This window comes from Pseudoalteromonas sp. 2CM39R (assembly GCF_023161845.1).
Genome location: NZ_JALNTM010000028.1, coordinates 23,912 through 50,820, shown reverse-complemented (window position 1 = coordinate 50,820; position 26,909 = coordinate 23,912). Strand labels below are relative to the sequence as shown.

13 protein-coding genes are annotated in these 26,909 nt (G+C 39.0%); 4 read left to right on the top strand and 9 right to left on the bottom strand.

Going from position 1 to position 26,909, the window contains the following annotated elements; translation table 11 throughout:
• Positions 1 to 69: 69 nt before the first annotated feature.
• Both MTF66_RS34275 and MTF66_RS34270 read right to left on the bottom strand, forming a co-directional pair.
• Positions 70 to 3,756, bottom strand: a complete 3,687-nt coding sequence (locus tag MTF66_RS34275) for a translocation/assembly module TamB domain-containing protein (protein ID WP_248530005.1) — start codon at positions 3,754 to 3,756, stop codon at positions 70 to 72.
• A complete protein-coding gene (locus MTF66_RS34270) occupies positions 3,756 to 5,483 on the bottom strand; it encodes an autotransporter assembly complex family protein (RefSeq protein ID WP_248530004.1) in 1,728 nt (575 codons plus the stop codon). Before MTF66_RS34270 ends, MTF66_RS34275 begins: the two co-directional genes overlap by 1 nt.
• A 171-nt stretch (positions 5,484 to 5,654) precedes the next feature.
• On the opposite strand from MTF66_RS34270, the gene MTF66_RS34265 reads away from it, so the two are divergent.
• A complete protein-coding gene (locus MTF66_RS34265) occupies positions 5,655 to 5,987 on the top strand; it encodes a ribonuclease E inhibitor RraB (protein WP_248530003.1) in 333 nt (110 codons plus the stop codon).
• 26 nt (positions 5,988 to 6,013) lie between these two features.
• Here MTF66_RS34265 and MTF66_RS34260 read toward each other — a convergent pair whose 3' ends face one another.
• From MTF66_RS34260 to MTF66_RS34235, 6 genes are all read right to left on the bottom strand, one after another.
• Entirely contained in the window at positions 6,014 to 7,759 is a 1,746-nt protein-coding gene (locus MTF66_RS34260; protein ID WP_058583744.1) for a DEAD/DEAH box helicase, read from the bottom strand.
• A 68-nt stretch (positions 7,760 to 7,827) separates the two neighbouring features.
• Positions 7,828 to 8,133, bottom strand: a complete 306-nt coding sequence (locus tag MTF66_RS34255) for an H-NS family nucleoid-associated regulatory protein (RefSeq protein ID WP_054564036.1) — start codon at positions 8,131 to 8,133, stop codon at positions 7,828 to 7,830.
• Positions 8,134 to 8,243: 110 nt separating this feature from the next.
• Positions 8,244 to 12,398, bottom strand: a complete 4,155-nt coding sequence (locus MTF66_RS34250; RefSeq protein ID WP_248530002.1) for an ATP-binding protein — start codon at positions 12,396 to 12,398, stop codon at positions 8,244 to 8,246.
• A 243-nt stretch (positions 12,399 to 12,641) separates the two neighbouring features.
• A complete protein-coding gene (locus MTF66_RS34245; protein ID WP_248530001.1) occupies positions 12,642 to 15,308 on the bottom strand; it encodes a TonB-dependent siderophore receptor in 2,667 nt (888 codons plus the stop codon).
• A gap of 291 nt (positions 15,309 to 15,599) precedes the next feature.
• Entirely contained in the window at positions 15,600 to 17,540 is a 1,941-nt protein-coding gene (locus MTF66_RS34240) for a S9 family peptidase (protein ID WP_248530000.1), read from the bottom strand.
• Positions 17,541 to 17,655: 115 nt separating this feature from the next.
• Positions 17,656 to 20,319, bottom strand: coding sequence for a TonB-dependent receptor (locus MTF66_RS34235; RefSeq protein ID WP_058583747.1), 2,664 nt, complete (start codon positions 20,317 to 20,319; stop codon positions 17,656 to 17,658).
• Between the two features lie 640 nt (positions 20,320 to 20,959).
• On the opposite strand from MTF66_RS34235, the gene MTF66_RS34230 reads away from it, so the two are divergent.
• The 3 genes from MTF66_RS34230 to MTF66_RS34220 all read left to right on the top strand — a co-directional run bounded on the left by MTF66_RS34230 (position 20,960) and on the right by MTF66_RS34220 (position 25,187).
• Positions 20,960 to 22,135 (top strand): DUF547 domain-containing protein, encoded by a 1,176-nt coding sequence (locus MTF66_RS34230; protein WP_248529999.1) that lies wholly within the window; start codon positions 20,960 to 20,962, stop codon positions 22,133 to 22,135.
• A gap of 62 nt (positions 22,136 to 22,197) precedes the next feature.
• Positions 22,198 to 23,343: a DUF547 domain-containing protein gene (locus MTF66_RS34225; RefSeq protein WP_248529998.1), complete on the top strand. Its 1,146-nt coding sequence runs from the start codon at positions 22,198 to 22,200 to the stop codon at positions 23,341 to 23,343.
• Between the two features lie 53 nt (positions 23,344 to 23,396).
• On the top strand, positions 23,397 to 25,187 hold the full coding sequence (locus MTF66_RS34220; RefSeq protein WP_248529997.1) for a putative 2OG-Fe(II) oxygenase: 1,791 nt from the start codon (positions 23,397 to 23,399) through the stop codon (positions 25,185 to 25,187).
• 40 nt (positions 25,188 to 25,227) lie between these two features.
• Here the strand turns inward: MTF66_RS34220 and MTF66_RS34215 are convergent, their stop codons facing one another.
• Positions 25,228 to 26,874: a sulfotransferase gene (locus MTF66_RS34215; protein ID WP_248529996.1), complete on the bottom strand. Its 1,647-nt coding sequence runs from the start codon at positions 26,872 to 26,874 to the stop codon at positions 25,228 to 25,230.
• Positions 26,875 to 26,909 lie beyond the last annotated feature (35 nt).

Below are 26,909 nucleotides of genomic sequence, written 5' to 3'. Positions count from 1 at the left end.
GACAATTCAGCCTATTAACTTATGCCCTAATAAGCAAGTAAAAGCGATGTTTGGTCACAAGTAGAGGTATTAGTCCCAATCAAATTTATAAAGAATATCAACATTTTGATAAAGGCCGCTGGTGACCTCAATATACAATTGCGACAACAATTGATAACGAACTGCCACTTCACTTAGTGAATCAAAAATGCCGACACTGTATTTCACTTGAATACCCGGAGTAACGTAACCAGATATTTCGACTTTGGTGTCATCCCCGCTGCCGCTTGAACTTAAGCTGACATCAGACAAACCAAAGCTTTCACCAATTTTAGATACCACACCCTCACTACGGTTTACACCTTGGGCAAGCAATAATTGGGTGAGCATCGCATCGGTTGAACTATCTCCTTCATCAAGAGGTTGCCCATTTAATAAATAAGCCAATGCTTGGGCTTGGTCCATCGCAGGCTCTGAGAATACTTTTAATGAAGGCTGTTCAACATTACCAGTTAAGGTAATACCCGCAATCACGCCATTTGAGGTGTTGTCTGGATTACGAATTGCCTTAATGTTCAAGTACGGTTTATCAATTGAACCGCTAAAGCCCACCTGACCAGTACGAATTTGCAAGTCTTGACCAAAAGCACGATAGGTACCTTGAACTAGGTTCAACTCACCCGTTGCTATCATCGGCGTAACTTGGTCCATGCTAATGTTTAAGTCGCCTTCAACTTTCGACTGTAAGCCAAACGAGTCAACGCGCACATCATTCTCAACCAACACCTTTAAGTTAATAGCATAGTCAAAGGGGACTTTTTCTGACTGTTGCTGCTCAATATCAACAATGACTTCATCATCGCTGACTTGCACAGCACCTTCTGGTAGCTCTTCAATCGCAATACGTCCCCATGGCACGACGACTTGGCCATCAAGAGTAAACGCATTATTTTTTAACGACATAGTTAAGTCTGGAGACACTTTAAAGGTGACATCTTGCTGAGCACGTACAAAAAACTCTTTACCGTTTAACTTCACGTCAACGTCCGGTAAATCTTGCTGCCAGTCAACACCGCCAGATAAATTAAGCGCGCCCCCTTCGGTGTCTTTGAGCTCGCCTGTGAGCTTCGCACTTTGGTTATTAAAGGCAATGTTCACATAAGAGTTTTGCAGCGATACCGGCAAGGTTGCCCCTTCTAGATTGATATTTTCGACATCAAAATCACCATTGAGTAATGGCTCTTTTAAAGTACCTGCGATTGCTAACCGGCCTTTTATGTCGCCTGTTAATTGCTCAAGTGAAGCAATAAAAGGGCGTAGGTTTGTTAACTCAATTTTCTCAATAACCAAGTCGCCCGCTAAGGTCTGTTGATTTTGAATATCATCAATGTTGAGCTCTGACGTCACTTTACCTAATACAGATGAATCAATAGTGGCATTAAGTTTACCCATTTGCGCATCACTCATTGCCGAGATATCTAAAACCTCTATCGGTAACTTATAAACATTTGCGTCATCAATTAAAGATGCTTCAAGCTGGTTGGTTTTGATATTGGCACGAATCGTTTTCAATGCACCTTTATTCCAATTAGCAACAAACTCGCCGTTTGCATCGCCAGTTACTTTCAAGTTATCAGGTAAGAAGTGTTTAAATTCAGCAATTGAGAGCGCTGCAAGCTGTGCATTTAACTGGCCTAATTGCTTAGTTTGCTGCAAGGTCTCAAAGCATAGTTTTGAGTTATCACTTTGCCAGCAATGCGCGCCTACATTAAAGTCAAAGGTTTTGGTATTCACTTGAATATTAACTGGCTTATTAGTGCCAAAGCGCACCTGATTATCGGTAACAAGAATTTGGCTCAGCGCACCTTGCCAGGTCTCTTTATTGAATTTACCGTCTACATCAAATGATGCCTTGCCTTGATCTGCATCGAGTAAAAAAGTTAAATGGTGATCTGTTTTATCGCCACTGGCATCTAACTCAATTTGATTAATTTTGTGTTCGCTAACAGATGCAGAATCAAGCACCAGTGACACATCCGTTTGCCAGTCTGCAGCGTAATCAAATTGCCCTTTTAATGTTAAACCATCAACCTGAATATCTTGATAGCTCAATGTATTAAGAACTAGATTTAAATCAACCGTTGGCGCAAGACGCTCACCACGTAAGCTCAAATCTGCAAAGCCCTTGCCTTGGATAGGCAAGATATCTTGACCACTGGCATCTAGACGCAATTTACCGTCTACACGCCATACGTCATCAACCTGTCCCGATAGCGCAATTTCATTTTTACCGCTTTTCACTTCAAGTTTTTTAAAACTCGCATGCAGGCTGCTATCAAATTCAAAATCCGACAACAAGGTCACTGGCACTTCATTAACTGAACCATTTAATTGCGTGTTATCTAAGACAAGCTGCCACTCACCTGCCTGTAAATTAAATGAACCACTAAATTCACCAGATAAATCACTGCTTAGTGCATCCGTTAAGTATTGGGCTTTTAAGTGGCTTAAAACCCCTTTAAACTCGCTTTTTACCCCGTTCGACCAATCAACTGATGCGTTAATGTCTGCTTTACTATCATTCGCATTTAGGCTTAACTGCTCAAGTTTTGCGTTTGTTAAACTACCCTGTAATTGCGATTTCACGGTCATCGCAGGTAATGCACCTAACTGCGTGACTAAGCTCAAATCGACAGCATAAGCATCGGCATGGCCTTTCGCTTTTAAATCAAAGTCTGATAATTGCAACTGTTGTGTATCTGTCGTAATTTGCCACTTTGCTATCTGGCCTGTTAAATCAAATGGGTAATTTGTTTGTTTTAGGTTCACAGCCCCTTTTAACTCTGCTGGGTATGTTCCTTGCATTACTAAATCTAACGTTAAATCCTCAAGCGGGCCTGAAAGCGATAACTTAGCTTGATGCTCAGTGCTTTTTACAGACACTGCTCCCTCAATTGTATTTTCACCAGAAAGCTCTGCCATTAAATTAGAGTGCAATTGCCATTGCTGATAACTTGCAGCAAGCTTTTCAAGATTAATATCGCTCCCCTTAGCAGACGCAACTAATTCGATATTTTCTACAAGCTGAGCCTCTTCAGCACCATAAGGGGTAACAGCAACTTTACTGATTTGAAATTGCTTTAACTCAATATTAATCGGTAGCGTAATATCAATTGCTGGTAATGCTGGCAGATCTGTTAATGGGGCTGATTTAGGCTGCTCTTTTGCTTCGTGTAGCATCACAGCAACATCAGCAATGGTCAGTGTATCCACTGTAATATCCGATGCTTCGCCGCGACCACTTAAGTTTAATTTGTTGACTGTTACGTCGGCACTCGGATGCGCAAGATTAAAGCGATTAATTGCAACTCGCTTAACAGCAACTTTCATTGGTAAGTTGATTTGACCAGCTTGCTCTGCTTCAGGCTCTGCTTCAGTGCTCTGCTCAGTTGATACAGCTTGGCTTTTAATGCTTAGATCAATCGACTGGGCACTTAAATTATCTAGGCAGATACCATCACAACGCCACCAGAATAAATCAATTTTTAGCTGCTTTGCATCAAGCTTGATACCTTGATTTTCAAAGTGAACATCAAACGCATCGTTATATAAAAAACGCCCAGATGGCAGGTTGATTTTTAAGCCATCAACTAACTTATTCGCTGTATATGCAATAAAGTGATTACCGGGTGCGGTGAATAACAAACAAAACACAATAACTAGCAAACTTGCCAACGTGATTGATAGAACCTTGGTTATCTTTTTTAACATCTTCATTAGATTTCAGGCCCTATGGTAATACTTAATCGGGTACTTTTACTTTCTTTTGTTAAACCCCAAGCATGGTCGATTCGCACAGGGCCAACCGGCGTTAAATACCGAACACCAAAACCGGCACCTACTTCAACGCGGTCACTAAAATCATTTGTCGCAGTACCACTATCGACAAATAAAGCTGCGCGCCAATGCTCAGCAAATTGATAGTTATATTCAACAGTGCCGCTCATTAAATATTTACCACCAATTAAGCGCCCTTCCTCATTTTCAGGGGAGATAGATTCATAGGCAAAACCACGTACACTCTGATCACCACCGGCATAAAAACGCAGTGATAACGGCACATCATTTATATTATCGACCAGCATGGCACCTAGGTTGGCTCTTAAAAACAGCATATGGCGATCTGCAAAAGTAGTTAACCAGGCATTTTGCAGTTGTAAGCGCAAAATATTGGTTGAAGACATCATATCTTTTAAACCAAACTCTACTGACATCATCCATTGATAACCTTCATAAGGCGTTGTGCCCCCCTCGGTGTCTTTTTTGGCATAACTAATACCTGGCATCAGCATTTTTGCGCTTTGTTCTTCATCCCCTATTCGATAGGTCTCGTAATCGCGTCTTAAAAAAGCAGTACGTACCCAATCGTCATCAGTGAGCCACTGCCGCTGAAGCTGCCCCGTGAATATACGGCTGTATAAATCATTGGTTAATTCATCTTCGAGCTTGTAACCCACAGAAAAGCGCCAAAGATCATCATTAGGGTCGTCAACTGGCACCGTATAGCCAAGTGAAATATCTTGCTGGCGCTCAGATACATTGAGGTTACTTTCTAAATAGTGGCCATCTTCAGTGATCCAAGGCTTGGTCCATTTGAAACGGACTTTTGGTCCAAGGTCAGTGCTATAACCGCCACCTACTTCATAACTATTGGCAGGCTTATGTAACACATCAACGTTGACAGGGACTTGGTTATTTTTACGCTTTGCGATGTCTGCATACACACGAACACTCGCAAAGTAAGGGGTACTCGACAGTGCTAAGTTGTAATCAGAAATCTCGGTCGCTTTATAAGGCTGACCTTGTTTAAATTCAGCCAGCGAACGAATGTATTTTTCGGCTGGAGTCTCACTACCAATTGTGATGTCACCAAACTGATAACGGGGCCCAGTATCGACATTGAAAATGACTTTTGCGCTATTATTTTTTAGTGAAACTGCCAATTTATGCTCATGCCATTTTGCATCAAAATAACCTAAGTCTAATAGTTGGCTTTCAATACGTTTTCTTGCAGCCTCATATTTACCGTGATTTAAAAAGTCACCTTGTTTGATTTTGATGCTGTTGACGGCAGACATGAACTCAGCGTCATCTTTACCAGCGCCCGTGATAGTCACGTTAATATCTGCAATTCGGGTAGCAGGACCACGTTGAACATCAACAATTAAAAGCTGCTGAGCATCATCGAAACTAATTTTGATTATCGGCTTATAATAACCAAGCGCCTTTAAACTCATTTCAACTTGGCTTTTAGCGTGACGCCTTAATGCCTTAGAAGTTTTTTCATCGACCAGTTGCTTAATGTAAAGCTCAACGTTTTTTTCGAGATCATCACTGATCCCTTGAATTTTATAATCTTTAATAACAGTTGAGGCACTAATTGCGTGCTGGCTGTATGAAAAGCAGATAAACACAAAGACAAAAAAGAAATGCCGAGTATACAAAAAATATCCTTACTTTTTTGGAAGAGTCATAATCTAAAGTGAGTACAAAATGATACTAGCACAGTGCCATAGCCACTGACATAATTGAAATGTTAAAATTAGTACGCGTTAAACAATTATTTTCGCTACAATAGCGGATAATACCTAGATTTATAATGAATGAGCGACTAAATGCACTTCCCTGATGACGAAAACGGTCAATTATTAGCTGAAATTGCTGACGCTGGTGTCGATTTAACCAGTATGCAAACTATCGATTTCTATATTCTTTTTGAACAAAAGCCTGAAGCAGAAAAATTTGCTGAAGCCATTACAAGTGATGAACTTGCCCCTTCAACAGAGTTAGCCAAATGCCCAGATACAGGGGTGTGGGAAGTAATTACTCGTGTGAAGATGGTGCCAGATCACACTTTACTTAGCCAAACTGAACAATACTTAGAAAGCATCGCTAATGGCCATAATGGCTATGGTGATGGTTGGGGGTTGATGGCCGAAGAAGAATAAGCCATTCCCATAATCTCGTAAGGGGATCAATTTAATTGATTCGCCTTACGAAAATTGCCCTGATAATCAAATAGCTTTTCAGCCACTTTCCAACCGTATTTTTTATTTTTACGCGCAATCACAAAATCGGGTGCCAGTAGTTGCTGTTGTAAATTGACAACTTGCTCCGCACTTTGCCAATCCATTGGGGTAAAACCTGGTGCTGCTCGCTTACCAAACTGCTTATTAAAAATAAATCGTCCGGTGTCATTTGCTAAGTTAAATACCTCATCACAACTGGCTCCATCTTCATCATAATAGCTAATTTTAAGTAAACCTTTTGCGAGTACCTGAGCTGACAAACCACTACACCTTAATACCAAGGCATCTTTTAAATTTAGTGCTTCTCGTAGTTTATCATCCGGGTCTGCCATCATGGCACCACAGGACTGACACTGCCTTGCAGCAATATCATTTTGTTCACCACACTGCTCACATTCTTTAAATCGAAAACGATAATCGCACTGTACTTGTTCTTCACCATCGTCCAGCAAGCCTTGGCAACGCCTACCAAAATGCTCAACCACTTTGCCTTCGCTGTCTGTTTTACCCCAAAAAATATTCGCAAATCCACAGCCTGGACACAGCACTTGAACAGGCTCATTATCACTTTGCGCTTTTTTACTCCCTACTTCAGGGTAAAATAAATCAAAGCCGTTACCTGCATAATCAATAACTAAGCAGTCTTTTTTTCCTTCGCTTAAACGAAGGCCTCGGCCAACAATCTGTTGGTATAAACTGACCGACTCGGTGGGACGTAGAATCGCAATATAATCGACATGAGGCGCATCAAAACCCGTCGTGAGTACAGATACATTTACTAAATACTTTATTTTTTTTGCTTTAAATTGATTAATAATTCGGTCACGCTCGTTATTATCAGTATCACCCGTGATAAGTGCCGTACTATCCTCAGGTAAGTAACTGGTAATTTCTTTGGCATGCATTACGGTTGCTGCGAAGATCATCACGCCATGACGCTGTTCACTGTATTCTATAACTTGCTTGATAATCGCTTTTGTTGCGCGTGTATTATCTTTCAATAACGCATTCATATTCTCAATACTATACCGACCAAATGAATCACTCGGTAATGATGAAAAGTCATAATGGCTAATGGCTGCATCGACTTCATGGGGCGGCGTTAAATAGCCGTTCTTGATCATATAGCGCAGTGGTAGCTCAAAAATACACTTCTTAAACGGTGCATCTTTATCACCTCTAACAAAACCATGATAGTGATGATGGTAAACCCAACCCATCCCCATACGAAATGGTGTTGCGGTTAAGCCAAGTACTTTAAGATTGGGATTTTGTTTTTTTAGACTCGCTATCACCAGCCCGTACTGGCTTTGTTCATCACCGCTTACACGGTGGCATTCATCAATGATCAACAAAGAGTAAGCATCAGTGAGCTTTTCTGTATTGCGTGCCAGTGATTGCACACTCGCAAAGGTGACTTGCTCTGTTAAAGACTTTTGCTTTAACCCCGCAGAAAAAATACTCGCCTTAAAACCAAAGCTAATATATTTCTCGGCGTTTTGCTCTACTAACTCTTTAACATGCGCGAGCACCATAATTTTTTGTTTAGCAATGCGCGCAAGTTCAGCAATAACAAGACTTTTTCCAGCCCCTGTTGGTAAAACAATCAGTGCGGCGTCATCTGTTTGTCGAAAGTGAGCAACCGTGCGTGCTACGGCCTCTTGTTGGTAGGGTCTGAGTACGTACTTCATGTTATCGGACTATAATCGACATAAAAAAGGGAAGCATACGCTTCCCTTGATATTCTTTAAAGCAAAAATTAAGCGAGGTGTTTTGTTAAATCGACACCTTGGAATGCTTTAGGACGTTTGCCACGGCCTGTCCATTCAACAATTTCGCCATTAAATTCGATGCGGTACTTTGGTTTTACCTTAGTACGCTTATCTGTTGAAGCAACATCTTGTAAATCTTCTAATGTAAGTCCTTTTTCTTTTAGTAGATCGAGTACTTCTTTTTTAGCTTCTTGCTGTTGAGTATATTTCTCGATTGCTGTGTCAATTAGCTGTTTTGCTTTTTCTAATTCAGATAATGACGCAGATTTCACAAAAGATCGGATTTCTTTCATTGAGAGCTCTCTTAAGTATTAAAAGTTAAGTTAAATGTTCAACAGTAGCTAGTATATGTGGATTTAATGAAATAATCTATTCCATGTTTATTTTTTATCCTATCTTTTTATTATAGCCATAGCTTTATTTTATCTATTACATCCCTTAACTCAGTAATTAACTGTTCCACTATTAATGTATCTTGCTGTTGATTAAAGGTATTTTCAGTTGTCACTATTAGCTCAGATAAAGGTGGGTATTGCAGCATAACAATAGCGCCTTTAAGTTTATGTATTGCAGCAGAAACCTTTTCTAAATTTTGAGCTTTCAAGTGCTCTTGCAGAGTATTTAAATCACTTTGCAAACTGTTAATAAATACGTCGGCAAGCATTTTCGCATCACTCTCATTACCAAAAACAGTTAACCAATGCTGCTTATCTTTTATACCTTGTAAACTGATATCAACGCCTTCACTGCTATTAGGCAAATCATTAGAGCTTAAATCTATAAACTCAGCTAGACGATTATATAATTCATTAAGTTTATAAGGCTTAAATAAAACACTATTCATTCCTGACTTTAATGCTTTGTTAAAACATTCTTTTGAATCATCAGCGGTAAAGCCAATTATTGGCAAATGTTTAAACTTTTCTTGGCTGCGTAATTGCTCCGTTAATTTAAACCCATCTAAATCGGGCATATGACAGTCGGTTAATAATAAATCAAACTGTCCTGTTTCAAGTGCTCTGAGTGCAGCAATACCGTCATCAACCATCACTGCTTTGATACCGAGCTTCTGGCATTGTTTTTCGAGTAATAATTGATTTGTTTTATTATCTTCAGCAATTAATATTTGCCCATGTAACTGAGCATTTTGCGCAGCCAACCCCTCATCATTGCTGGTATGTACATTATCTAAAAGCTCTCTTAGAGTATCTGGATATAATGGCTCTATAGGTAAAATATGACAGCTACAATTAGCCGGCCTATGCTCTTTTTTTGCACTTGCGACTAAAATGTAGTTGTTGGTTGCAGTACTGATTGATTGCAGCCAGTTAGCGCCCCACAACGTTTTAATATAGCTTTCATCAATAAGAATATTATCTTCCTGTGTAAATGCCTCTATATCTATTGGCCAACTTAATTGATGATGCTTTACACCCATATTAGCTAGATTATTTAATAACTGATGGTCTTGAGAACACACAGCCCAATTCACTGATACAGCCTGCAGTTTTTGTTTGCTGACGCTTTTAAGTGGCACAGCAATGTAAACATTGGTACCTTTACCAAAAGTACTTGAAATGGATATTTCACCTTGCATTGCTTCAACAAGCTGCTTTGCCAAGCTCAAGCCTAAGCCTGTACCTCCATGGCGACGTTGAATTGAGTTGTCAGCTTGCTCAAAAGGGGTAAATGTATGCGCCAACTGCTCAGCCGTCATACCTTTACCTGTATCTGATATTTCAATTTTTAAAGACTGCTTCTCAAATAACACATCGCAGCTTATTGAACCATTTTCAGTAAACTTCACAGCGTTATTTAAAACATTAGAGAGAACCTGCATCAAGTGGCTTATGTCAACAGAAGCTAAGGTATAAGCAGCTGTGCGCCATATCACGTTAAACTCAAGCCCTTTTTGCTTAGCTAGGTATTCATGGGCACGCAAAACACGACATAAATGTGCTTCTAGGTCGACCTCACGTAATTCAACTTCAATATTGCCTGTCGTGGTGTTAGCAAAATATAAAATATCATCCACTAATGTGCGAAGCTTGGTTACAGAGCTGTCAATGTGCTCAACGAGGTAATGCTGCTCTTCATCAAGGGGGGATGATTTTAACAACTCTATAAAGCCATTTACCCCAGACATTGGCGTTCTTAATTCATGACTCATAGTGGCAATAAAGCGGCTTTTTGCTAGATCAGCTTGATGTGCAAGCTGAGTAGCTTTACTTAAGTCTGCTTGTTGACGTTTAAGTAAGCTGATGTCGAGTAAGATCCCGTTCCAACGCACGCCTTGCTTATCGTCTCGTTTATTAATTTCAGCATTAGCAATATATCGACACCAAATTTGCTGGCCGAGATTATTTATCCGAAACTCAATATCAATCAGTTTGTTAAACTTTGTCGCTGCTTTAAAACTTTTGGCGATTTGCACGCGGTCTTCATCAACAATAAATGGCGAGATACATCCCGTCATACCCCGCTGATTAATCATTCGTGAAGTGACACCTAACAAGCTCTGCGCGCCCTTACTTATATAGGTATAACACCCCTCACCATTGTCATAATACTCATACTGGAATACGCCGCCGGGTATGGTATCAGTAATAGTTTGCAGAAGCTGTTGAACTGACTGATTCTCACGTTGTAAATGGCGGTGCTCGGTAACATCAGTAAGTACTGTCATGATGCCTGCTAGTTCACCATCTAACCCCAAATACGGCTTTTTAGTGTAAAGCAGCTCCAGTTCTTTGCCAGCTTTGTTAGTGTAATTAATATGCTGATTAATGACTTTGCCTGAATTTAAACTTTGTTCATTTTGTGAAATTAGTTTTTTTACGACTTTAATATCGCCGCGCAGATATTGGTTATTTTCATCCCATAAATGAGCAAAATTTTCTTTATAGGCACGATTCCACATAACGCGTTTTTGATGCTGATCTTGTATCACCACCATAGTGGGTAAGTCGTCAATGAGTTTTTGGGTAAAGTTAAGCTTAATCAATGCCACTTCTTCAGCTTCTTTACGCTTTGCAATTTCACGATTAATAGTTAACCGCCAGCTAATAAAATAAATCACCGACACAGCGATTAAAATTAAAATAAGAATTGCCGTGGTATTCACTGTTTTACGGTCGTAGCCACGTTCAATACTAAAAATGCCATGACGGTTCACAACATGGCTAAAATCGTTGCTGGTCAGTGTTTTAAATAAGCTATCTAGCAAAGTCGCAAACTCAGAAAAGTGCTTATTGACTAAAAAATAAATAGGCTGGGTATAACGGTATTTTGGATTAATATAAAACTCGCCAATATAGAATTGGTTTAATTGGTATGCCGCAATACTTTGCGGCAATATCACAGCATCAATGTTGTCATTTCTCAGTGCATAAAATAGCGTTTTAATTGAGTCAAATGATACCGTTTCAACGAGTTCATTCGTTACAAGCTTTTGCTTAGGGTCAGCAAACGCTTCTAAATAACCAATTCGTTTAGTTTGGCTTGCTCGTTTAGAGATTAACACCATCTCTAAACTGTAATGAGCTGGCAGTGCTATCAACACCCCCTCATCAATTTTAGTGGGGTTCATGGTCGGAATTAAATCAATTTTATTGGCCAAAAATAGACGTTCCAACTCTTTCGAATTAGCCGCAGGTATATACTTAAACTGAAAGTCACTGCGCTGGGCTAAAAGCTCAAGGGTATCGTTTAAATAGCCGTCTGCCTCTCCTAAATTACTTGTCGCATGAATTGGATATAAACCATCGACAAAAGAAAATGTCAGTAAGTAATTATTTTCTTCTTTTTTATCAATACGGTTAAAGTCACGCTTAAATTGACTATACGCTTTAGCGGCTAAATATTCTTCACTAGCAGAACTTTCCCATAGTTGTTTCGTGGTTGGTGAAATAGCGGCTAATACCGAATTAACTTGATTGCGTAATGCTGTTTTGTTTTTATTAAACATTACATGCAAGGTTTCGCTCGATAACCAAACTGGGCTTACAACTTTCAGGTTTTCTTGAGAGCGATTTTTTAGTTGGTGGGATAAAACCGAGTAATCACCCATAAAGGCATCAAACGAGCCATCTGCTACTTTTTTAAAGGCGTCTTCGGGTTTTATAAAACGATTAATAAATAACGCGCCATTTTCAACTAAATATTCACAATGTGAACTCCCCGTAATGCACACCCAACGCAGGCTCGCTAAGTTTTTCAAAGCATCATTTGCGATAGACTGATTTGCGACAATGCCTCTTGGCGCTTCCATGAAGGGTGTTGAAAATAAAAAATGCTTTTTGCGTTGTGCGGTTTTGTTTAGACCTACAGCAAAATCGATCTCACCAACTTTAAGCGCATCTAACAACTCGTCTAAACTGTCGTAAACACGGTATTCAAGGTCAGCTTCTGCCAAGCGAGCGATTTCATTACTATAACCAACAATAACCCCCGAAAACTGCCCATCAGCATCACGGGTATGGTAAGGAAAAAAATTATAGTTAACGATACCCGCTTTGAGTTGTGTGGCTAAGACATCGAATGAAAGACACAGCGTCAAAAACAACACTATGATTTTATGGAAATAACTCAACTGAAACATCGCTTTTATTAAGGTTTTTTAAGTATAAGAGCATAAATTGATTTAAACAACTGCACATAAATCTTGAGCAAGAGCTTAAGTAAATAATTAAACCTTAAAAATAAATTATTTTATAACTGTAAAGCTTATAGTGAATCTGTTTATAAAAGAAAAAACCCTGCAAGTGCAGGGTTTTAATATACATGTATTTAAATCGTTCGTTTAGAACTTAAATTTGAAACCTGCATAGTACAGACGACCAACTTGGCTATAAAGAGTATCGTCGTAGTCTAATTCAGAGTTCAATACTGGATCTTTATCAGCTAAGTTATTAACACCTAGTGTTAGATCAAGATTCCAAGGAGTTGCGTAAGTGTAGTTAATATCGATGATGTTATACGAAGATAACTCACCAACTGCTTTGAACTTAGTACCTTCATCATTTGCATCTTCAGTTTCTTCAGCTGTAGAAGCAATGTGGTTCCAATTTACGTTTAACATGTGAGCTTCGATATCCCATGTTAAGCCCCAGCTGATTCTTCTTTCTGGTAAACCAGCACGGCCAATTTTATCAACGTTAGGGTAACCGATGATATCTGGCTCTTCATAGCTAAGTACTTCTGACCAAGCAAACTTAGAGCGAAGTAAACCTGCGCCACCTAAGTCAAATACTGCGTTAAGTTTGAAATCTAAGCCATCTGTAGAGAAACCAGGGATGTTAGCCATTGGTGCAGTAACAAGTAACGAACGACCTGTTGGATTACCACCACGGTCTACAGATACTTGGTCATAACCAGCAGCGTTATCATTTGGATCTTCAGGGTCACCTAAAAGACCAGCTAACTCAAGGTCAAATACGTCTTGTGTAGATAACGAGCTAACTTGGTTAGTGATTTCGATATCATAGTAATCAACTGACATATCGATATTATCAGTGATGTTATAAACCATACCGAAACTTACACTTTCTGATTCTTCAGGTTTTAATGAATCAGTACCGATGAAGTAAGTTGTATGTTGTTGAGTACGACAATCAGAACGTGATGTACCTGCTGATGTACATACCACAACATCTTTAGCTGATGAAGCTGACTCTTGTGGTGCTTTATATAGATCTTCCAGCGTTGGAGCACGGAAACCTTCACCCCAAGCAGCACGTAAAACTAACTCATCAAATGGCTGATATTTAAGTGAAACTTTAGGAACAAATGACGAGCCTACATCGCTGTAATCATCATATCGAGCAGCTAAGTTTAACTCTAATGTGTCTACTACAGGGATTAACATTTCAGCAAATACAGCTGATTCTGTACGGTCACCTGACGCTGAACCACCAGCAGTACCAATGATGTTTTTCGCTTCGTTTTGAGCTTCCGCTTGGTCAAAGTAATCAGTTTCACGGTAGCTTGCACCAACATATAGGCCTAGTTCACCTGCAGGTAAAGTAGCTAACTCATTGAAGCTTACACCTGCAGTTACTTCACGTAATGTACTACCAGAACGACGGTTACTATTTGCAGCAATATTTGCTAATTGAGTAGCATACGCAGATTGATCTGGGTCACGTGGATCCCAACCATCAATGATCGCATTTTCAACGCTTGGGCGATGAACATAGCCTTGACCCCACTCGTTCATTTCATAACGGTTATAGTGTGCATCTACATGCCAATCAAGCATATCACCCATACCATTTAAAGATGCACTCCAATCAGCCATGTTGCTAACTTGCCAAGTATCACGTGAAGTACCTACGTTATTAAAGCGGTAATAACCACGGTCGCCTTCATTAACAGCCATTAAGCCTTTTTCTGTGTCTTCAGCAAGCGCGATAGGGAATGTAAACCAACCTGCTGCTGGTGCGAAACGACCAAAGCTTTCATTACGCGAATGTAATGAACGGAAGTTAAAGATTAAATCATCATTGATGTCATAATCAAAGTTAACAAATACTGAGTCACGCTTTGTTGAAGCAGCGTCAGCAGCAACAGCAGTATAATCATAGTGGCAGCCGTCATCAGCAGGGAAATCTGGTGCATCATTATGATAAGCAAATGAATCACCGTACTGAGAACAGTCTTGACCAGTGATCATTGGGTTAAACTCAAATGTTTGCATATCTAGAATGTTACGGCCATACCAGCTTTGACCTGTTGTACCAGCGTATGTACCTGAGCCATCGTCTGTTGCACGTGAGAACCAACGATCACGAGCAAAAATAATATCACGCTCATCATGCTCATAGCTGAATACTAGGTTAGAGTTTTCTGATTTAAGACCTGTGATAATTGAGAATGATGACTCATCACCACCGCCATCACGGCTCGGAGTACCCATACGACCCTGAACTTGAACACCTTCAAAATCTTTTCTTAAAATAATGTTAACTACACCGGCGATCGCATCAGAACCATATACCGCAGATGCGCCATCACCCATAACTTCAATGCGCTCTACAGCAGCAAAAGGAATGGTATTTAAGTCAGCTGCACCACCACCCATAACAGGTGAACCTGGCATTTTCTTACCATTAATTAAAACAAGTGTTCTTGAAGAGCCTAAACCACGTAAGTTTACTGTTGCCTGACTTTGCGCAGTACTACCTGATGATGGTTGAATCGAACCAAATGAGTTAAATGTTGAACGGTTTAATACGTCTGCAACACTTAATTGACCTGAATTATCTAAAGATGCACGGTCGATTACAACAACAGGGTTTGCACCCTCAAGGTCAGTTCGTTTAATACGTGAACCTGTAACTTCGATTCGCTCAACTTTTTCTACACCTTCTTCTTCAGCAGCAAAAGACGAAGCTGAAAATGCAGCAGTTGACGCTGCACCAAAAGCAATCGCTAAACGAACTGCTTTTGAAACTTGATTATTTAACATTTGATTCTCCCTGGTCATATCCATGTTATGACTTTATTAATTTATTTTACCCCTTAAAGAGGTACTAGTACCTCATAAGGGAATTAAATACTAATATTAGGGACAACTTTTGGTCAACAGTTTTTTAACCATTGTTTTTCAATGTAAATTTTAAGTTTCAGGTGTATATAAGATTAAAGAAAAATTTGATTACATATATTTCACATTAGTTTATATATTCGAAACAATAAAAAACCCAGAATAAGGTTTGAGCCTTAATTTCTGGGTTTTTTGTATTTTTTTGATAATTTATTATTTCAAATATCTAGCCAAAAACTTTTCCATTTTTGTGTAAAGCTCAACTTTATTTTCTTGCTTCTGAAAGCCATGACCTTCATTTTCTTTCATTATCCATTCATCATCTGACAAAATTACTCCTTTTTTTGCCAGTGCATCGCGTAAATCAGTTGCGTGTTGCTTAACTACACGCGGGTCTTTCGCACCTTGCACTATCATTAGTGGCGCTTTAATTTTATCAACATGTTGCAACGGTGACATTCGTTTCATTAGTGCTTCATCTGATGGATCACCAATCTGCATTTCAAGCACTTCACGTTGTGACTCCCAATGCTTTGGTAATGTATCAAATAATAAAGACACATCTGTTACGCCAACGTAATCTATTCCGCATTTATAAAGTTCAGGTGTAAACGCAAGGCCTGCTACTGTGGCATAGCCACCGTAACTCGCGCCATAAATACAGACCTTATTCGCATCTGCGATACCTTCTGAAACCAAATATTTAACGGTATCTGTAATATCATTTTGCATTTCAGCGCCCCATTTACCACCATAGCCCGCTTGCTGGAATTTGCGACCATAACCGCCAGACCCCCTAAAGTTAACTTGAACTGTGGCATAGCCTCTACTTGCAAAAAACTGGGCTTCAGGATTGAATCCCCAATAATCTCGAATTCCAAAGGGACCACCATGTGGATTTACGATGAGAGGTAGCAGTTTACCCGATGAGTTTTTAGGTATTGTGATATAACCATTTAATGTTAAACCATCTCTACTTTTAAATTTGATAGGCTGCATCGGCGACATCGCTTTAGGATCTATCCATGACATTGGGCTTAATAATGCTTTTAAGCTATTGTCATTTTTATTGAATAAATAATATTGGCCGGGATCAGTGTCACTCGCTGCATAGACAATATTGAGCACTTCATCATCAGAGCGACTGGTAATTGTCACAACTTTATCGGGAAATGCCTGCTTTAATGAGGTCATCATTTTTGCAGTCTGTTCATCGAAGTATACTTCTTCAGGGTATTTGTCATAAAAACTAATTGAAGTAAGCTTTTTACGCTTTCTCGAAAAGCTAAGCGATGTAACATCAACGTTATCATGGGCAAAAATTTGTTCGCCTAACTTATTCGTTTCTGGATCGAAATAAAAAACAGCTTTGGTATCACGACCTAAATCAGAAGCGACGAACAACCTTTTATTATCGAAATCAAATGCCAATGGTTCAATATTTGCTTCTTCGGCATTGTACTCTCGTAATACTCTGAATTTTTCTTCGCCTTTTCCTTTATATAGTAAAGTACCTTTTAAACCTTCAATCGTTAAAGCGCCACGTACCTCACCATCATGATCAAGCATCCACCCCTGAACGTTACCAGGGTTCTTTGCAAGTAAGTGCATCTTGTAATTACGTTCGTGTTTACGATCCCAACGGCTGTCGATTGGCAGTTTATATAAATCTGGAGCAACAATGTTTCGGCCGTTATATTGCACCAGAATATGCTTCGGATCATCTGGTAATAAATGCACAACTGATGCAGAGCGGATACCTGATGCGCCAACTTTTGATCCGACTAACTGCACGACCTTCGCACGTTTCTTATGGGCATCAATTGTATAAATACTGAATGCTTCATTACCATTACTGTCTAGTGTAAAAATAATGTCATCATTATTCGCCCAAGAGAAACTATTGATATCTTGCTCATCAAACTTTGTTATTGGCCTCGCATTTTTAAAGCCATCAACTTCCATTACAACAATATTTCTACGCTCGTTAATTGGCGATAAAACCGCAAGGTACTTACCATTTGGAGAAAGTTGCAAATTAGAAAATTTAGGTGTTTTAAAGAAGTCCTCAATTGGGATGTCTTGCGTTTTGGAGCCGACACTCATAGATAAACTGAGCAAACTACTCAAAAGTAAAAACCATATTATTTTCATTTTAATATTCCCTTTAATTATGACGATAAATGTTTGGGTTATTTATAACTTAGTACTTTGCATAAAAAAACCCTGCTACAGCAGGGTTTTAAGAGCTTATACTAATTATTTTAGCTTAGAATTTTTGTTCTAAACGAAGGTACATTGAACGACCTGTTTGATCGTATAATGACCAGCTTGAATCACGGTAATCACGGAAGCCGTCATACCAAGAAGGTGCTTTCTTATCAAATACGTTGTTAACACCTACAGAAATTTTAGTATTTGTTGGTGCAGTGTATGTGAACTGAGCATTATGCTTGAAGTATGAAGGAACGTCAGCAAGGTAATCAACACCCCACTCTTCGTTACCTGACTCTTGAGCGCCTACGTAGAACATAGTCCAAGAAGCACTGTAATCTTCATAAGAATAGCTAACACCTAAATCAGCTTTCCAATCTGGGTAGTCTTGAAGACCAGCATAATCAAACGGTTCTGCATCTTTATCAGCTTTTTCTTCAAACTCCATAACTTTTGAAACGTTTAGCATTACGCCAAAGTCACCGAAGCTAGTTTCATGCTTATAGCGAGTTGAGAAATCGAAACCAGACGTTTGTAGTGATGCTTTATTGATATAACCTGTGTAGATGTAATCAATTTGGCCAGTACCATTAGCACGGTCGATAGCATCTGGTGTAGAACCTAAACCACCTTCTTCTTGTTCAATACGTAGAAGTTCAGTTGTGCTTACGTCATCGATACGGTTTTCGTAGCTGATATCGTAGTAAGTTAATTCTACTGCTAAGCCATCAACGATATCCCATACGAAACCAAGCGTCGTAGAGTCACCCGTTTCTTCAGTAAGGTTTGCATTACCACCGAACCATGTCGCTACTTGCTCACCAGCGTCAGAACAATAACCTTCTAATGATTGACCAGGGTTAGCATCACACCATGCTGTATCACGAACAGTTGGGAAGCTTAATGCATAAGACTGGAACATTTCGCCCATGTTAGGAGCACGGAAAGACTCACCCCAAGAACCACGGATTAATAATGTGTCAGTTGGGCGCCAAGTAACACCTACTTTTGGAACAACCTTATCAAATGTAGTGCTCTTTTCACCAAGGTTAGTCATACCTGACTGTTCGTATTTCTCATAACGACCAGCAACAGTTACATCAATTTCGTAAGGTAGGCTTGCTTGAATTTCCATGTATGCAGCAGTACGGTCACGAGTTGCATATACGTCATCGCCGCCTGAACCGCCTGAGATGAAACCATTTGCAGACTCAGGGTCAGATACTTGAGTGAAATCAATTTCTTCAAATTCTGCACCAACAACACCAGCAATAACGAAATCACCGTTATCAACGAATGTAGTAGACACTAAACCATCAATTTGTTGGCTTTCGTAACGACCTTCATAAGTACCTGTATGCGCTGCATATTGGTATAAGTCTGTAAGTTGAGTATTCCACTCTTCGTAGCTCATGCCAGTAGTGTTAAGAATATCATATTCACCAGAGTCAATTGCGCTTTGTAACATTACGTCATTAACTAGGTTGCTACCAAAAACATTTGTTTTAGAGATGCTGTTTTGATAGTTGATTTCCCAATCAAAACCATTACCAATATCAGTGAAGCCTTCAAGACCTAATACGATGTCTGTAGTTACAACTTCTGTTTTTGTATCACGGTTACCAATTGGCACAGAACGCATGTAAAGACGGATATCTTCATCTTCTGGGTTATATTGGTTGTCAGCATCCATCCAAACTGCACCGGTAGATACTGGCGTACCTGCGTAACGAGAGTTTGTTTCGTTGAAACTTGCCATTGCACGACCAACAAAGCGAATGTTGTCAGTCAATTCATAGTTAAAGTTAGTTAAGAATGAGTTGTTTTCTACGTCTGGGTAGAATTTTGTAACGTTACCGTAGTTGTATAAACAACCACCAACGCCGTTCTCATCCATAGAATTTACGACGTCAGCTGTTTGGTCACAAAGCTCAGGGTTAGAGATATAGCTACCCGCACCACCGATTCGGTAGTTTGGAACATGGCTATAACCGCTGTAAGCACCGTAAGTCGGATCGTCCATCGCCCAAATTTCTTTGTCGAAGATTGCATTGTCACGTGAGTTTTCATACGTGAAGATGATGTTACCTTTTTCAGATGTGTAACCTGAAGTAATTGAGAAAGTTTTGCTTTCGCCACCTTCAACTTTAGGTACTTCGTAATCGTATTTTACGCTAACACCATCAAAGTCTTTTTTAGTGATGATATTGATTACACCAGCAACAGCAGATGAACCATAAACAGCTGATGCGCCATCGCGAAGGATTTCAACACGCTCAACAACTGCCATTGGAATGATTGATGTATCAGCCGATGAACCAGAAGATGAACTTGTACCAGGCATACGACGACCATCTAATAATACAAGTGTCGCGTCAGAACCAAGGCCACGTAAGTTAATGTTAGAAGAAGCTGCACCACCAGCACCGTAACCAGATACACCTTTCCAAGAACCGAAAGAGTTAGAAGCAAGGTTATTTAAAACGTCAGCAACTGTAGGCTCACCTGAAAGGCTGATTTCTGCCGCTGATAAAACGGTAACTGGAGAGCTGTTCTCAAGATCTACCTGCTTGATACGTGAACCAGTAACTTGGATACGCTCAACTTTTTCTGCGTTTTCTTCATCTGCAGCAAATGTGCTTGCAGAAAATGCAGCTGTAGAAGCTGCGCCAAAAGCGACCGCTAAGCGAACAGCTTTTGAAACTTTATTATTTAACATTTGATTCTCCCTGGACCATGTTATTCATGGAATATTTATAGTTATTCAAAAAAAATGCATATTAGGCATTAATTTTGAGCTTTGATAATAATACTCGCCACTCTTAAAGGTCAACACTTCGCTAACTCAAAAGTTCAATTTTTAACAATAAATAAAACACTAACCAAAATAATAAAACATAATTAACACCTTCAAACCCCTTTAAATACAATAGGCACAGCAATACTTACAACAAGTTACAAAGGTCAAAAAGAATTTAATTTTTTAGTATTAATATGGGTACTAAAACAAAACCCATCATTAATTGCAATTTCCGCAACAAAACTCAACACTGATAAATGGTATTTTTTATCTTTAAAAATAAAAAAATAAAATTTTAAGACCTTGCAATTAAGATGAAACCACAACAAATATGGTCAAAATGAATGGTACATGCAGAAAAAGGACAAAATGATGCAAAAGTTAATAGAATGAACATTCTATTAACCAGCAATAACTAACGGAAAGTGCAGAAAAACATTTAACCCCTTATATTTTCTGAAGATAAATAAGTAAAACCAGAACAAATTCGGTACATATAAACTTGAAAAAACTGTAACAATCACTGATAGTAAGATTGTTAAAACAACAAGGAAAAATCATGTTTAAACAATTATTACTAATTGCATTTACGTTTTGCTCACTTTCTTCGTATGCAAAAATAAATGAACTACCAGAAGAATTTTCAGACTTTAGCCTTAATCGAGATATTAAAATTTCGTATGAGGACCTTGATAACTTACTTGAAATGACTGTTATCGACATGGGGATGTCAGACCGAAGCTCTCGCAAATCTCAATCCTCCATTGGCACTCGCATGAAATCGCACAGAAACAACGATACTGCGCTTGAAGCCAATCGTTTTTTCTTCGAAGGTGTTTCTAAATCAGAGATAAAAGATGGCTTTCACAAGATTAGAGTTAGCTTAGAGAAGGTACCTAGCGAAGTGTCGCTGAATGATTTAAGCCTAGACGAGCAGTTAGCTTACTGGCTTAACCTATATAATACAGCCATGGTCGAAAAATTAATTGAACACTACCCTATTCGCGATACAGAAGACCTTCTATTTGGTGATGATTCGATTTTAGAAGATGAGTTTTTAACCGTTGCCGGTTACAAACTTTCACTCAATGATATTCAACATAAAATTGTTTTCGAAAAATTTGGTAAAAAAAAGCCGATAGTTATGTATGGCTTTTATCAAGGTAACATTGGTAGCCCAAACCTTCGAGATGAAGCGTATAAAGGTAGCAAGGTTTACCATCAACTTGTTGAAAATGGAGAGGAATTTGTAAACTCAAATAGAGGCATGCAAATTAAACGTAAAAACCGCCTTTATGTATCTAAGTATTATGAGCAAGCTGAGTCTTTATTTTCAGATTTCGAAAGTGACTTACGTGAGCACTTAGAAGACTACGCTGAAGGTCAAATGAAAAGCGATGTTAAATACGCCAAACGCTTCAAAGTTGATATCGAAGATTGGAGTATTACTGATTTATATGGTACCGACCGTGACTATGGCGGTTCTGCATCAACTAACCCTGCAGCAATGCTTAATGCTGTCGCAAGCAACTCAGCTGTACCAATCGGTCCTGAAGGTAGTGGCTCGGGTATTGGAGCGGTTAATGTGAGTCATATTACAGATTCAATAATGATGCGCACCATGGATTTTGGTCGTTTTTCTCCTGAAATGTTAGAGAAAATCAAAAAACTTAACTTAAAGCGCCAAGACAACAGTGGCTCTGTTGAGATTAAGGATCTGGATTCAAACAATTAAAATAAAAAGGCCGCTCGTCAAAAGAATGTGACGGGTGGCTTTTTCTGAACAGGGAGTTTGCTATGCTTAAACCACTCTTATTAATTACCGCATTTTTCTTTACTGCACACTCGTCAGCAAAACTAGACACTCTACCAGAAGAGTTTGCCGATTTCGGCTTAGATAGTGATTTAACAATATCTTATGGTGATTTAGACCAGTTACTTAAAATCACGGTTATTGACTTAGGCCGCTCAGACCGAGGTTTTCGAAAAGGCCAATCAGGCATTGGCACACGTACGAGAGCACACAAAAATAACGATACAGCTTTAGAAGCAAATCGTTTTTATTATGAAGAAGTTGTAAAGGCAAACCTGAAAACTGGTTTTAAAAAAATACGTCTGAGCCTTGAACAAGTTCCTGAACAAATCCCTCTTAATGAGCTGGTTCTATCTGAGCAACTGGCTTATTGGCTAAATTTATATACCACAGCATTATTAGAGAAACTCATTGAACACTACCCTATTTTTAGTACTGAAGATTTATTATTTGGTGATAATTCATTACTTGATGAGGAATTTATTACTGTTATGGGACATAGCCTGTCTTTGAATGACATACAACACAACATTGTCTTTAAAAAGTTTGGCAAAAGTAAACCGATTGTAATGTACGGCTTTCATCAAGGGAATATCGGCAGCCCAAATCTTCGCCCAGAGGCCTATGTAGGAAGCAAAGTGTATTACCAACTAGCAGACAATGGTGAGGAATTTGTTAATTCTAATCGAGGTATGCAAATTAAAGGGAAAGATAGACTTTACCTATCCGTCTACTACCAGCAAACAGAAGCCTTGTTTGACGACTTTGAGCAAGATTTAAAGTCTCATATTGAACACTATACTAATGGCTCTTTAAAAGATGCTGTAGAGTCATCTAAAGGGTTTAAACTTACAATAGATGATTGGCATATCGTGGATTTATATCGCACGCATAGAGCCTATGGCGCCTCTTCTGCTATTAACAGGGCCCCGCTAGAGGGTATAGGAGGAATAACATATGGATATCGTGCAGCAGACGGAAGCTATATCACCGATCCCTTAACGAAGCGGCTAGCTCAATTTGGTCGATACCCACCACAAGTTTGGAAGAAAATTCGTAAGCTTTATAAACAAAGAGAACGCATTAAAGGTACTGTAGAAATCAAAGACCTTGATGTAAATCAAGAGTAATATTTTACTTTACTGTACGCCCTGTTAACATAAAGCAAAAACAGGGTGTACGAGTGAATAATTCATTGCAAAGAGCTTTGCACGCATTCAATCAACAACAATATGTGCAAGCGTTACAACTCCTTTCTTTACATACAAATAAAACCGCTGATTGGTATACATTAAATAGCTTATGTTTATCAGCTGTAAACAAAACTATTGAAGCAGAGCAGTGTTATTTACAAGGCCTTAGCCAATTTAGCAATCATGTTGGCCTTTTAGACAACTACACAAATCTACTTTGTAAACAAAAAAAGTATGCAGAGTGTATTCAGTTTTGTGAATACAACACAGCTTCTTTATCACTCGAAAAGCCACGACTTAATTACATTGAAAGCCTAATTAATCAAGATGAATTATTAAAAGCCGAACATTTATTGAGCAAAACATCGCCCTCGCAGAACACATTCGTTCGTTACCATTGGCTCACTTTAGAACTTTTCGAGCGCTTTGGTGACTTACAACGTATCGAAGAGTATTTTCAAACAAAATTGCCAGCTCAATTAAAGGGGCAATTTCATTTCGTTTATAAACATGCTTGTAATTATCGAAATTTAGGTCAATTTGCCGAGGCCTTAGCGCTTTTGCAAATGCTTCTAAAACAGCAACCAAGCGCCGAGTTGCATTACATAGTTGGTTGTACATACTATGATTTACAGCAATATGAACAAGCACAAGCTCACCTTAAGGCATGCTTAGAACTTGCTCCTAACTATGTACCAGCGCATGAAAGCCTCAACAAGCTCTACTGGGAACACTCGCAGAGCCAATTAATGAGTTCATATGCAGACACTTTTAAACACTTTGATGCAAACCCTGTTCTGATCCACTCTCAAATTGGCCAACTACTGCAACTAGATAAGCTGGAAGAAGCATTATTAGTAAGCAGTGATGCAACACGAAACCATCCACAAAATTTAGATTTACATCATGCACACAGTATAATTCTAGATAGAACAGGTGACGAAGAAAAAGCATTCTCACTCCTTCAGCAACTCGTTAAAGCTGCCCCACAAAATGCTCGTTACTGTATTGATTTAGCAAACTTTTACATACAACAAGGCGATTACAGCTCAGCGATCTCTCATTTAGAAACCGCAGTAAAATTTAATCCTCACAACCAAGAGCTTTGGGCATATTTAAGTATTGCTTGGCGACTATCAAATAATGATAAATATCACTGGTTAACTAACCTAGATAAATTCGTTAAAGTGATGGAGCTACCTGCTCCGCCTGGTTTTAAGACCTTTGCTGATTTTAATAAGCAGTTGCAGGAGCTAATGATCAGCCTTCACACAAATAAACTACAACCATTAGATCAAAGTGTGCGCAGTGGCAGCCAAACACAAGGTCACTTGTTACACCGTTCAAACCAACTTATTGATTTATTTAAGTCATCTATGAATGAATGCATTAATCAATACCTGATGCAGCTACCAGAGGATGCTAACCACCCTCTATTAGCGCGTAATCATAAACGCTTTGTTGCCAGAGGTAGTTGGTCGGTGAAACTAGAAGAAGGCGGTTTTCATGCTAATCATATCCACCCTCAAGGTTGGTTATCAGCGCCGAGCTATATTTCTATTCCTAATGAGATGAGTAAAGATGATGAAACTAAAAATGGCTGGCTTAAGCTAGGAGAAACCAGTCTTAACTTAGGTGAGCGTGAGTCTATAGCTCGTGAAATATGTCCTGAGGAAGGTCAAATTATTATATTTCCAAGCTATATTTGGCATGGTACATACCAACTAAAAAGCACTAGCCCTCGGCTAACTATTCCATGTGATATCATGCCCTTAAAATAATAAAAAAGACCATCTAAATGATGGTCTTTTTTATTACCAATTACTTATTTAACAGCGCTTTGGCATCTTGGTAGGATTTTTCATCGGCCTGTATGTGTTCAAGGTAATTTGCAAATCGTCCTGAGGATGACTTATAAAGTGGCTTTCTAACCTGCCATACACTCGCTGTACTTACAGTGCCAGATTTATTATGAAATCGCTGGGCTTCATCAGTATATTCAAGCCCTAAAAAACTAAACAGCTGTTCTAAAATCTGCTCGGGTGAGCAAACGAGCTGATCGTAATTCAGGGTAAAAATATCATTACTGAAACACGACTGCCAATGTGACTTAATACGTTGCTGCTGCTCATAGTGATGTAGAGTATCACTAAGGGATACAGCATAGTTTAAGCTCGGACCCAAATGCTGGAAAAAAGCTGACAAGCTATTGTCTTTAATATCTCGTTCCGTCCAGATAATCTTAGCTTTTGGATAGAGCTGCTTGATAATGTCTAAGTAAAGGTAATTTTCAGGGCGTTTATCTGTTACATAAAGCGCACCTTCAGCTCTTAAAGTTAATTGTTCTTTATAACCATCAATAAATTCAGGCTCTTTAGCCTTATTAACAAGTGCCTTTTCATCGCCAATCAAATTGAATAACGATGAATGTAAATAGGCAATTTCACCACCTGCCGCTATTTGCTCGTTAGAGCTGATGATTTGTTCAATTAGTGTTGAGCCAGAACGAAACATTCCGCAAATTATAATTGGTGTTATTGAACTATTCGCTTCTTGCAGAGCAATATTACGTGCTAAGGTGTAGTCAGTAATCTTCTCAGCAGATTGGCGATCATAGGCTGGTAAATACTTTTTATTGTAATGATTAGCTTTTACATAATAATACCAAGCTTTCTGATAGTTTTTACAATCATTAAATACTTTACCAAGTGCATAATAAATATCAGCACACGCTATGTCATCTGACTCTCGCTTTAAAATGGCTAAGCTTGCTTGTTCATAGTCAATTGCATCGCGCTCAGTGAAGGTTTCAATATCGGCCAACCTTGCTTGAGCCATCGCATTAAATGCATCTATTTGTAAAACCTGTTGAAAGCCTTTTTTCGCTTTCTCTTTATCACCAAGCTGTTCGTAAATATTTGCCAATGAAAAGTGAGCTTGAAGATTATTTTCATCATGACTAATCGCTTGTTGTAAGTAACGTACGGCATCATCGGGGTGATGTAATTGCTCATTATGCATAAAAGCAATTTCTATTAAAGCGGGTGCTTTAAACTGCTCAGATAATGTTAGAGCTTGTTCAAAGAAGCGCATCGCTGAATCGTGGTTATCAAGCTTTCTTTCTATTTTTCCTAGCTGAAAGCAAATATCAGCTTGCTGCGGATTTGTCTCATATAAAGGTAATAGCGCGCTTTTTGCAATTTTGAACTCACCACAACTTATACTTAATTGTACTAAGGTCAGTACATAATCAAACTTTTTTGGAGCTATTGATACCAGTTTTTGGCAATAGGCAATGGCTGTTTCAGTATCTTGTTGCTGCATAGCAACTTTGAAAAGGATCTGTAACGCTTTTTCAGCAAACTCATTGTTATGTGTTAACGGTTTTAATAATTCTATCCCTTGGTTAACTTTACCTTGCTGAAGTAAAGCAACAGCTTGGGTAAACGCGTGTTGTTCTGATGTCATTGTTTCCCCATAAAAAAAGCGAGCCGAAGCTCGCT

Coding starts and splice junctions, on each gene's coding strand:
- MTF66_RS34275 (WP_248530005.1), bottom strand. CDS start 3,756: ATGAAGATGTTAAAAAAGATAACCAAGGTTCTATCAATCACGTTGGCA.
- MTF66_RS34265 (WP_248530003.1), top strand. CDS start 5,655: ATGCACTTCCCTGATGACGAAAACGGTCAATTATTAGCTGAAATTGCT.
- MTF66_RS34260 (WP_058583744.1), bottom strand. CDS start 7,759: ATGAAGTACGTACTCAGACCCTACCAACAAGAGGCCGTAGCACGCACG.
- MTF66_RS34255 (WP_054564036.1), bottom strand. CDS start 8,133: ATGAAAGAAATCCGATCTTTTGTGAAATCTGCGTCATTATCTGAATTA.
- MTF66_RS34245 (WP_248530001.1), bottom strand. CDS start 15,308: ATGTTAAATAATCAAGTTTCAAAAGCAGTTCGTTTAGCGATTGCTTTT.
- MTF66_RS34240 (WP_248530000.1), bottom strand. CDS start 17,540: ATGAAAATAATATGGTTTTTACTTTTGAGTAGTTTGCTCAGTTTATCT.
- MTF66_RS34235 (WP_058583747.1), bottom strand. CDS start 20,319: ATGTTAAATAATAAAGTTTCAAAAGCTGTTCGCTTAGCGGTCGCTTTT.
- MTF66_RS34230 (WP_248529999.1), top strand. CDS start 20,960: ATGTTTAAACAATTATTACTAATTGCATTTACGTTTTGCTCACTTTCT.
- MTF66_RS34225 (WP_248529998.1), top strand. CDS start 22,198: ATGCTTAAACCACTCTTATTAATTACCGCATTTTTCTTTACTGCACAC.
- MTF66_RS34215 (WP_248529996.1), bottom strand. CDS start 26,874: ATGACATCAGAACAACACGCGTTTACCCAAGCTGTTGCTTTACTTCAG.